Below are 12,527 nucleotides of genomic sequence, written 5' to 3' on the forward strand. Positions count from 1 at the left end.
CGATACCGGCTGGCCGAGATGCAGCGCAATCTCGGCGAGTTCCTCTGGAATTTCGCGGACTGGGCACGAGAGCTCATCCAGTCCGAGAGTGCCTGCGGTCCAGCAGATCTCACCGGGCTGGACGTGGTCCTGGGCGACGAGAGCTATCCGACGGTCGAGATGGCCCAGCGAATTCACGACTGGGCACGCGGACAGGCGCGCACCGACGGAGCGCCCGCCACCGAGCGAGATCGAGGGCGCACAGCACTCTTCACCCGCATCGCCACGACGGCTCTTCGGCTGCGCCAGCGCTGCGAGGACGGGGAGCTCGCCCGTTCCGCCGCGGCGATCCTGGCAGCCCGTGGCGCGCTGACCGAACACGGCGCCTACCCGCTCTCCTCATTCCTCGGCATCGATCTGCGCAGGGGCACATTCGTTCTCGCCGCGCCCACCCCGGACCTGCCCGGACTGTTCACCCCGGGTCGGCCCGTCGTCGACCAGGACACGCGGTTCATGGTGGAGCAGGCGCGGGAGGCCGGAATCCGTATCACCTACCTGCGGGTCGAGGTCGATCGAGAAGGCCGGTACACCACCGGGGCCCCCGTCGATTTGTCCTCGACGACAATCGAATCCGATGCCCTCCTGCTCGATCTGATGGAAACTCTGCGCAGGCCGCGGCATACGGGGTCCTTCGCGGAGCGGGTCGAGGCCGCCGCGGCCTCGGGTGTCAAGCACAGCATTGAAATCTCCCGCCTTCCCGCGCGCCGCCGCAAGGCCCGCTTCCGCTCGTCCGTGCCCGATGAGCCGTTTCTCGCCGTCTCATACAAGGTCACCTACAACAACGGCGACACCCTGGGCCGCACCGTGTATCCCGGGCGCGACCAAGGGGACAACGTCGAGGAGGCCACCGCCGTCTTCTGGGCGCTGGGCGCCCAGGTGCGGCGGATATACCGGCCGCCGGGCACAAACGACGTCTACAACGAATGGCTGTCGACCAGCCAGTACAACGGCCAGGACCTGCCCCTGCTCGTGGATCGCCTGCTCCCCCTCGCGGTGGGGCACGAACTGATCCGGCTGCTCGGCAGCACCCTCGAGGTGGACCGCCTCGGCAATCTCATCGTTTCCGGCTACGCCGAATCCTTCGGCCCCGAGGGTGTCGGCGAGTATCCGTGGCCGCGCCCGTTCGACGCCCCGGCGGCCGACGGCCCGGCGGCGCGGCTGGCGCGGTACGGACTGACCAGGCAGCACATAGCCGTCTATCTGCGCGCGCTGGAGGCCACGCGTCCAGTGTTCGAGGGCAACGGTCACGGGGAGCGATTGTCCGGCATCCAACGGCTGCTCGCGGGGTTCGCCGTCAGCCCCTACGACAAGCATCATCCGGAAGACTATTTCGGCACGGTGGACCTGAATGCCGGCCCCTGCGTCCCTCACACGATCGCGACCGCCAGATCCGTGGGCATCCCCGTTGCCGCGCCGGTCGACAACCCCGCCCTCCAGCCCTACCAGCAGATCGAACACATGCTGCGCGGCGAATTCGCCCGCACGGACATCGACGAACTCGCCGCACGGATCGCCGACGACGAGAACCCCACGGACACAGCCTTCGTCGTCGTCCGCCAGCACGGCAGACAACACATCCTTGGGATCAGCAAACTCCCCATCCGGAAGGGCGAGGAGAACCCCGACGACCCGTATGACGGCGTCTACGTCTTCGATCCTCTCGTCCACGGCCCGGTCCCCTACAGCGAATGGAAAGCGAAGCAGCCCTACAAGTTCATCGAAAAGACCTGGGCAATCACGTACGCCTACAACGAAAACCAGCAACTCGAGGCCCAGACGCAGCCCGAAGGAGCCGATCTCACCGACAAGCCGCGCGGTAGGATCACCGGACCACCTGGGTCGGTGATCGACGCCCCCGCCACGGATGTGCTCCCCGAAACAGCCGATACGACAACGGGTTCTCCGTGGAGCAGCGATCAGACCACCTCGGCGCGTGCGCAGTCCAAGGTGCCGTGGAAGGGCGCCGCCGACAGACTCGCCGCGAAGAAAATTTCGAAGGCAGCGCGTCCGGCGTCGGGCGGGGATTCGGGTACGCCGTGGAACCAGCCCACGCCCCTGCCGGATCCCGCGCCGTCTACACCTTCCAAGACGACTCCTGGAACCGAAACCGCCTCGGCGCTCGATTCATCGGAGCCGGAAACACCGGGACACACGCCCTGGTCGTCGCACGACGCCTTGCCGCAACCGAAGACGGCGGACGCACACGAGGGCGGACCGGATCCGGACCACTCGTCCGCCGAGCAGGCCACCGATGGTTCCGATGCGCCGACGGCCGCCCGAAATACACCCGGCACGGGAGCGCCGGACGGTCAGGGCGGTGCGTCGGCCGATTCCAGCGACGACGGCTCCGGTGGTCCGGGCACCCCGCCCGGCGACGACGCGGGTGCGGATCCGGAGCGGCCGAGGCGGCTGGTCATCGTCGTCGACGACGACCTCACCGGTGAGCAGGCAAGTCGGCAGGTCGAGGCGTTCCTTCGCCAATGGCCCGATCCCACGCAGAGAATCCACGTGGCCACGATCGTTTCCAGCGTCGTCGATACTGCCCCTGCCGGCACCAGAACCGGCATCGAGATCGCTGTCGAAATCGTCGGCACCAGGGCCATTCGCCTGGAGATCGTCGGTCACGCGGGGATCGCCGCTCAGGACAACACCCTGACCTCGGTCCGGTACTTCGACGCCGGGGTATCGCCGGGACCGTACCGCTTCTCGGACGAGCAGCCGCCGGCAATGGCCGAGCAACGCACCCCGGCCGTCGAGGTGGGCGCCGAGGCGGCACGGGTGTCCGAAAGACTGCACCGGGCCGCCGAAGCACGCCCCTGGGCCGGGCTGACCGATGACGTGATCAACCGCGCAACAACAGCTTTCGCCGAACTGTACTCCGCGGCACTCGCCGCGGAGGCTTCGCGCACACCTACCTACTGGATACTTCTCGATCCCGACCAGACCCGCGTAGAGATCAACGTCGCAAGCGACTCCCCAGCCGCCTTCCCGCAACCGGGTCCGGAGGCTGTAGATCCCGAATCCGGCGACCGCTACGGAGTGCAATCTCAGCCGAACGGCGGCATTATCGCGTGGTCTCACATCACCCTCGCCACCGGTTCGGCCGCCGCGGACGACGGCCCTGCCTCGATCGACGACGATCCCGCTGCCGAACTCGGCACCCTGCTCGCGCATGAGGATTGGCTCGACGCCAACAGGATCCGCGAGATCGTCGCCGTGATCGGGGAGGAAATCGAGCAACGCGAGGGCATGGTCGACCTCGTCGCTCGGATCGTGACGAACGCGGTCGGCGACCGCACTGTTCGCGTACAGATCACCGACACCGTTACGGGCAGAAGCAGATCCGCTACCGTCCACTACTTCGACGAAATCCCGCGCGACATCGGCGCGCCCGAGGATGACCCGGAGCAGTTCACCGAGGCCGCCCTGCTGGACTTCTTCAGCGGCAGCAGTCTCGAACGGATCGCCCCCGAACGGGCCGCGCTCGAACGGCAGATGTACGCCGATGGCTGGCCCGAGGACATCGTCGAATCGGCATGCCAGAGCTTCGCCGCCGTCTACCCGGGGGCGTTCCTCACGTCCGAGGCAGGCAGGCATCCGGTCACGTATCGAATCCGGACCGAGAACGTCCACGCCGAAGGGAACGACGGCGCCGTCGGCCGCGAACTGCGAATCATGTTCCACGATCCCGGCACACAGCGCTATCAGACGGCACGGGTCGTATCCCATGAGGTACTTCTTGCCGACTTCGCACCCGTGGATCACGGCGAGGGCGAGCCCGGGGTGCAGGCAGACGGTCCACTCATCGAAGCGCACATCGACGCACCGGACAGCTCCTCCGGAGGGGCCGACAGCGCCTCCGCGCCGCCCACCTCCACCGTCACTGTGCCTCAGGCGGATACCACACCGTTCACGATGGACGACGGCGAATCCCGGGCGCCGACGGACCCGCACGCGCTTCCTTCAATGCCGCTCACCGGCCCGCCGGCCGCCGTACCGAGTGATTCAGTCGCGGCGGCCTTGCGACAGCAGACCCTCGAGGACGTGTACGACCAGTTCGGCATCAGCCACCCGATCGAGCAGGCAAAGATCGGCCTGGGATACGACGTGGCCGAAGACTTCTCGGCGATTCTGCTCAAGGTGGCGATCGAGATGCTCGAGGACTGCAAAAAGCTTGTCGAGGAGGAGCCGGGTACCGTCATCGCGTGCCTGGCCCGCGACGGCTATATGTACGCCACGCTCTGGTACGCGTTGGATCCGGAGTTCTGCAAAAAGCACGTCATCGTGGTTCCGGTCTCCCGACGGCTTGCCGCGGACGGGGTCACCGACGCCAAGGGTAAGGTCGACCGCTTCGTGGATCCGTCCGCCTTTGCCTACAAACGCCCCAAGACCCCAGGTCCCGAGGTGCACGGGGCCTGGGCCATGCTGAACGCGAAGCTGGATAGCTGTGGCTTCCCGCCGGACAGCTTGGGCAGGACAGTCGCACTGGTCGATATCGGACAGCACGGCAGCCTGCACAACATGTTCGCGGCGATGCGCCCCAACACCACATTCAAGAGCCTCTTCTTCTCCGCGAACATCTACGGCGGCACCCTCCCTGACGGGACCCCCGTCGACCCTCTTGCCGCCGACAAGAAGGGCTACGCCACCCACGTCGTCGTCGAGGCGGGTGACGTTGTCCGAGACACGCCGGAAACGCCGTTCGCAACGCGCGAATCGATGCACCCGATCGAAGACCTCTTCAACGGCATCCTCTCCAGCGCCCGGGGCATCACGATCGACCTGTGGGGCAACATCAGCACCGATCAGACTTTCCAAACGCCGCAGCTCGATGGCGTCAACCCGATTCTCGGCGACCCCGCCTATCGGGATCCGAAGGTCGGTAGCGCCACAAAGGTCGCCATGTACCGCGCCGCATACGACCGAGCCCGCGCGTTGGCGCTGCAGCGGGGGACGGATGGGCAGCTCGACGCGGAGGCGCTCCGGCGACTCGACGAGCAGGCCCATGCGGCAACCATGATGAATCTCGCCTGGGTGAACCGAGAGTACGAGAAATGCTCTCCGGCGCAGCTCACGGTGCTGAATTCGTTTGCGCAGCACACGGATCGCAAGTCCATCGACCGGATTCACAAGCTGTTCGCCGCCCACGGCGCGCCCATTGATGCCGTAGAGGTCCCGGACTGGCAGCGCCCGGTGTGGGTACGTTTCGACCAGCTGGGCACGGACGACGCGAAATCCAAGTTCGCCGATTATCTGAAGGCGCAGCTCGGCACCGTTGCGGCCGAGGGGGAACAGGATCGGGTCGCTCTGATCAACCGTGTCGTCGACGCCTTCGACCCGGAACAGGACCCTGAGACCGAACCGGCAGCCTCCGCGCCACAACACGATTCCGCATCAACCACTCCCGAGACACCGCAGAACACCGCCGAACCCACCGAGCCGACCGTGGATTGGACAGATTCAATCCGCGCAGAACTGAAGCAGCCCTACGCCGAGAACCTGCGACGGCTCTTCGGAGACGGCGAGGCGACTGCGCAACGGTTTGCCGATCTGGTTCGGCTCGCGCAGCGACACGCACCACCACCCAAGTGGAGCGACGGCCCGGACCCCAACGCCGCGATCACCTTCCCGGCGACCGACACAGCACCTGAGCACAAGCCCACGGGCTCGACGCTCGACGAGCTGGCCCTCTTCCTCGCCGCGGCGCCCCTACTGGACTCACAGATCATGGGCGTCACCGGAATGCCGTGGCTCGGACCGAACTTCGCGATGGCCCGGGACCTACTCAGCCAGGAACACTCCCAGGACCTGCGCCTGGAGCTGGGCCTTGACGACCGCCATCTCCTGGCATTCCTCTCCGCAACACTGCCTGGACTCTTCGAGACGATCTGGCAGCAGGCCGACCGGGCACGCAAGCTACTCGAATCGGATGCCGCCGCGCACGGCCGCCCGAATGACAGTGCCCACCAGGCCCTTCGCCAAGCCGAAATCAATTACCTCAAGGTCTTGTCCCGCCCGCTGATCCCCCGCGGCGGAATCCTGAAACACCTCGCCGACCTGGCCGCGGCCCAGCAACGGCTGGTCGACGCCCGGGCCGCGGTGAAGAATTTCGGCCCTGCCTCCGAAGCAGTTCCCGCATCGCAGGATCCACGACACGCAGGCACTACTCCGCGCGCCGTCGACCCGGCCGCAGACGACGGCAGCCGTGACAACGGGCCACGGAACGTGCTGCACCCCAGCAGCACTGGGCGTCCGATCAACCATTGCGCGTTCGTCGCCGCCCGCGATCTCGCCGCGGCGCAGGGCAGCGTCGTCAACGGCGTCCTCATCGACCTCTCCGGCAACCCCATCTCCCTCGACCGCGTCGACGGCGTGTCATGGGCCGAACTCAGAAACAACCTCCACGACGACACCGTGATACCCGGGCAATTCCACGGCAGCGAGGGGCTCACCGGCCATGCCGAACTCGTCCTGACCCTCATCGATCAGGCCCGCCGGGCGCCCGAGGCTACGTTCAGCGCGCTCGTCCTCGAACAACGCCGGACCCCCGACGAGCACAACGTCGGCGGACACGCCTACACCCTCACCTATCTGCGCGAAACCGAGGTGGGAGAACACGAGTTCCGCTTCGGCGACCAGACCGTCACCTACGTCGGGATTCAGGATGGCGAGGCACAATTCCGTACGTCCTCCGGCGAGCGGAAGTCGCTGGCACAGCTCGCGGGAAGCACCCGAGGGGAGACCGACGCCGTGTGGGCGGTCCTCTACCGCCGTGATCCCGGCGCCGTCCGCGGCCAGATCGTGCACGGCCTCGGCGACCAAACCACTCCGCCCCCGGACGAATTGCGTTTGGGGGCCGCGCCGTGTGGCAAGCCGAAAAAGCCTCGGACCCCGGACTCGGGCGAACAAAAACCTTCCGCCCAACCAGCCGAGACGTCGCCCTCGCGGGCCGGTGACGACCGGAATTCGGAACAGCCCGAGACACACAACACGGACTCGCCCGAGGAATCGGTCGAGACATCGACGCCGGAGTCCGCCGAGCCGAGCCAGCAGGAATCGAAGCCGGAGGTATCCCCCTCGCAACTGCTCCGCGTCAACCGGCCCTTCCGGTACCTGATGGTCCCCAGCGCTCTCAACGCGTTCGGCAGCGCCACCGCGATCGCGGCCGGGCCGGTGGCGGTGCAATACCTGACCGGTTCGCCGATGGATTCGGCGTGGGTGACGTCAGCCCTCATGGCGCCCAAAAGCGTGGTGCCATTTCTCGCGGCCGGCGCCGCCAAACGCGACCCCGTGAAGACGATGCGTAACTCGCTGATCGCCGGGCTGGCGGCAACCAGCGCCGCCGGCATCGAGGTCTTATTGAAGGGACCCGACCTGGTCGAGGTCCTGACCTCGACGACCCTGGCCGGCGGCATCGCCGGCGAATATTACCGAGCCAGCAAAACGAATATCGCCTTGAGCCTGATCTCTCTCGAGCAACGGACGGCGATGAACTCTCTGGATGCAGTCGACGGGTATGCCGCGAGTGTCGGCGGCAAGGCCGCCGGTGTGAGCCTGGCCCTGCTGGCGGCCGCCTCGCCGTTTTTCGTGGACGCCGCCACATTCGGTGGCGCGCTGGTACTAATGCCGCTGTTCAGCAACTACGTACCGACTCCCGACTCGAACGAGCAACCCGGCATCCGGACATTCATCAGCGATATCCGCAAGGGCACGCAAGTGGTGTGGCGGGACCCGTTCCTGCGCGGCTATACCGGGATCATCGCGCTCGCCAACACCGGCTTCGCAATGCTCAACCATCGCAATATCTCCCTGGTCGAACACATCGGGTCGCCGTGGATTTCCGGCGCGATACTCAGCGTGAGTGCTGCCGGTGCCGTTGCCGGCGGACTCACGGTGCGTAAATGGGGCGCCGGTATCGACGCGCCCACCATGTTCCCGTACACCCTCGCCGCTTTCGCGGTGGCTGCCGGGCTCCAAGGCGGCACCACCGATCCGGGCGTCGCCGGATTCGCGGCCGCCGCCATCGGATTCGCGGGCGTCGCCATGAACGTCAAACTCAGTAATTATCTGCAGAGCGTTCTTCCCGACAAGATGATGTTCAACCACACGAGCGCCGCGATGGGCTTGGCGGGGCTGGTCGGGTCGGCCGTAGGTCCGCTGCTGGACGGCGCCGAGCTGTCGGCACACGGAATCACCCAGGCCGGGCTGGCCGGCGCCGGCGCGGTCGTCGCAGCGAGTGTGCTTCCACCGCTGCTGAGACTGGGACGCGGCCTGACCGCGAAACTCGGCCGTGCTCTGCTGGCACTGCGCTGGCGCCTCACCAAGTCGCTGCCCTCGCCCGATCCGGAGAATCTGGCCATTCTCGACCAGCCGGAATCCGACGAACCTGCGCCCGAAGTGCCCACCCGCGAGGTCGTCGAGAACTGCGCCCGCTTCATCACACGCATGCACTGGGCACTCGGCGACGACCACACACCCCAACCCGATACCGCCGACCCACGCTGGAACGCCGAGGACAACTGGGAAATCACCGAGGAAACCCTGCGCGCCCAACTCCGCCCCATGAGAACCAAGGGCACCGACCCGGTAGCCAAAGCCGTCAAGACCATCCTCGACAAGACCAACGACATCGACCGAGCCGCCGTCGTCGTCGACGGGCACATCCACTACGTCGTCGGTGTCGGGGACGAGATCTTCGTCTTCGACACCCTCATCGAAGACACCGACAACGACGCCCTTGCCCAGGGCACCGACAGCGACGCCCCCACCATCCACGTACGCAACTACGCGGGAGACGAAGCGGGGAAGAACGCTTGGACCCCTTCCTACACCGACTACAAGAAGGCCTTCGTCGCCTACTTCACCAACCGCGGCGGCGTCGTCGAACCCGCCCGCTTGCAACTACCCGAATTCCTGCACCGCAGACATCCGGAACAACTACGGGGCCGCCCCCCGGGGCATGGCGCCGCTCGAACACCCGCATCGGACGGGTCCTCGGCACAACCGTGGAGCGTCCGAGGTCCCATCGACCCGCGCACGGCGAGACCGACGACGACATCCGCTTCCGCCCCCGCAGCCGAACCCACCGTGAACGGTGGCACGATCGCCACCGTGGTGCCGGCCACCGTCCACACCGCGGAGGTACGCGGCGCGGGGCGTCTTCCACGTCACAACACGGCGCTGTGCGTCGACCGCGCACTACACGCGGCCGGATTGAGCGACCAGTCGATCGACATCGAGCCCGATGGCCGGCCGCGCTGGCCGGATGGGGTGGTCGGCAGCACCGTCGAAACCGGAACCTACTCTGCGGCAATCGTTGTCGATGCCGGCCAGGCACGATCGGTTGGTATCGACGTCAAGAACAACTCCGCGACCGCCCCACTGTTCTCCGCCATCGAAAGCACCATCAACGCGTACGAGCCCCTGATCGGCCGACGGTTGCACCCTGCCGAGATCGACATTGCTTTCCTGCCCGAGTCCGGCTCCTTCGAAGCCCACGTGCGGACCGACGACCCGACCGCCCTCGACGGACTGCCAACGATCGTGCGAGGACGGTTCACGATCGAGGACGCTCTGGTCGTCACCGCGATGATCATCCCGCAGGACAACGCCGCGCCCGGCACCACCACACACGATGCTCCCGCCCCACAATCACAGCCGCGGCCCCAGCCAGAATTGCCGCCGCGACCGGAACCACAACCAGAGCCAGAACCACAACCACAGCCGGAGCCCGAACCGGCGCCGCACCCACATCCCGAACCCGAGCCGCAGCCGCAGCCGCAGCCGCAGCCGCAGCCGCAGCCGCAGCCGCAGCCGCAGCCGCAGCCGAGAGACGATACCCACGCCCCGCCCCAAGCCGTCGATCAACCGGATCGGACCACCGGTGCAACAGATCACACACCCGCGCCAACGAAATCGGAACCCGATGAACAGCAACGCACCCACACGGAGAGCCCGCGCCCGCGCACCGGCTCCGACCGCACACCACCGACTCCCACAGCCGAACCGGCTCGCCGAGAACAACTCTCACATCGCTCGCCCGCCCACGCCCGCAAGCAGCGAGACATCCCCGCGGACTTCCAGGAACGGCGCAAGCAATACGGCCGGGAGATGCTCGGCCACATCCTCACCATGCTGGGCGTGCAGCCCCGCACCCCGATCCCCGAACGCGTGCTGCAGCGGGCACAGGCCCTCAACAACGCGGTGTTCCTGCGCGCCGAATCGAGCGGTTGGGCAGTCCCGCAAGGCCTGAACCCCGCCGGGTGGCTCCGCCATATGGCGCGTCAGGAATTCGAACGGCAGCAGTCCGCACGCGCGCTGATCGACAATGCGCTGAAGTCACAGGAATCTCCCGAAAGCTCCTCCACCGCAACGGCACAACCGATCAATCACTGTGTGCCCATCGCCGTCGGCCACCTCAACGCCCACCAGGGCACCGTGGCTACTCCGATCACAACCGACACCCACCGGCTCGGCGGCTGGTCCTGGAACGAGATGGCCCCGAGCTTCCCGCACGCCCAACCAGATCTGATCCACCCCGGAACACATCCCGACGACCACACCTCGCTCACCGCCCATGCCGTACTCATCCAGGGGCTCATCGCCCACGTCGAACAACACCCCGATGCCACCATCACCGCCCTACTGCTCGAGGAACGGCACACCACCACCCCGGACCCGCACAACATCGGCGGACACGCCTACACCCTCACCCACCTCGGCACCGACGACCACGGTCGGCACCAGTTCGACCTCAACGGCCACACCATCACCTACCACGGCACCAACACCCATGGCCAAGAACAATTCACCACCGAAACCAGCAAGAACCTCCAAACCCTCCCCCAACTCACCGGCAGCACCCACAACGAAACCGGACGCCTCTGGACACTCACCTATCACCGCACGCCCGACATGCCCGTCGGCCAGCCCTTCCACCTCACCGGCGCCACGCCCCACACACCCCCGAACACCATCCGCTTCGGCGCCGACCACCACCCCGACGGCCACGACCCAGGCGACGACCACTCCGCCCACGGCCCCCCGACCCCGCCCGGCGCCGAACCGGACGTCATGGCCTCGCCACGCCCCGTACCAACCGGGAGGACACCGTGGACGAAGTCCGCCCGACCGGCTTTGCGACAGCAGACCCTCGAGGACGTGTACGACCAGTTCGGCATCAGCCACCCGATCGAGCAGGCAAAGATCGGCCTGGGATACGACGTGGCCGAAGACTTCTCGGCGATTCTGCTCAAGGTGGCGATCGAGATGCTCGAGGACTGCAAAAAGCTTGTCGAGGAGGAGCCGGGTACCGTCATCGCGTGCCTGGCCCGCGACGGCTATATGTACGCCACGCTCTGGTACGCGTTGGATCCGGAGTTCTGCAAAAAGCACGTCATCGTGGTTCCGGTCTCCCGACGGCTTGCCGCGGACGGGGTCACCGACGCCAAGGGTAAGGTCGACCGCTTCGTGGATCCGTCCGCCTTTGCCTACAAACGCCCCAAGACCCCAGGTCCCGAGGTGCACGGGGCCTGGGCCATGCTGAACGCGAAGCTGGATAGCTGTGGCTTCCCGCCGGACAGCTTGGGCAGGACAGTCGCACTGGTCGATATCGGACAGCACGGCAGCCTGCACAACATGTTCGCGGCGATGCGCCCCAACACCACATTCAAGAGCCTCTTCTTCTCCGCGAACATCTACGGCGGCACCCTCCCTGACGGGACCCCCGTCGACCCTCTTGCCGCCGACAAGAAGGGCTACGCCACCCACGTCGTCGTCGAGGCGGGTGACGTTGTCCGAGACACGCCGGAAACGCCGTTCGCAACGCGCGAATCGATGCACCCGATCGAAGACCTCTTCAACGGCATCCTCTCCAGCGCCCGGGGCATCACGATCGACCTGTGGGGCAACATCAGCACCGATCAGACTTTCCAAACGCCGCAGCTCGATGGCGTCAACCCGATTCTCGGCGACCCCGCCTATCGGGATCCGAAGGTCGGTAGCGCCACAAAGGTCGCCATGTACCGCGCCGCATACGACCGAGCCCGCGCGTTGGCGCTGCAGCGGGGGACGGATGGGCAGCTCGACGCGGAGGCGCTCCGGCGACTCGACGAGCAGGCCCATGCGGCAACCATGATGAATCTCGCCTGGGTGAACCGAGAGTACGAGAAATGCTCTCCGGCGCAGCTCACGGTGCTGAATTCGTTTGCGCAGCACACGGATCGCAAGTCCATCGACCGGATTCACAAGCTGTTCGCCGCCCACGGCGCGCCCATTGATGCCGTAGAGGTCCCGGACTGGCAGCGCCCGGTGTGGGTACGTTTCGACCAGCTGGGCACGGACGACGCGAAATCCAAGTTCGCCGATTATCTGAAGGCGCAGCTCGGCACCGTTGCGGCCGAGGGGGAACAGGATCGGGTCGCTCTGATCAACCGTGTCGTCGACGCCTTCGACCCGGAACAGGACCCTGAGACCGAACCGGCAGCCTC

Annotated in this window: 1 protein-coding gene (cut by a window edge); it reads left to right on the forward strand. The window is 66.6% G+C overall.

From position 1 onward, the window contains the following. On the forward strand, positions 1–12,527 hold part of the coding region annotated (locus tag KO481_RS29915; RefSeq protein ID WP_215921721.1) for a T3SS effector HopA1 family protein (this coding region is incomplete at its 3' end). The annotated region extends 19,146 nt beyond the left edge of the window; 12,527 of 31,673 annotated nt are visible.

The organism is Nocardia albiluteola (assembly GCF_018860155.1).
In the GTDB taxonomy this organism is placed as follows: domain Bacteria; phylum Actinomycetota; class Actinomycetes; order Mycobacteriales; family Mycobacteriaceae; genus Nocardia; species Nocardia albiluteola.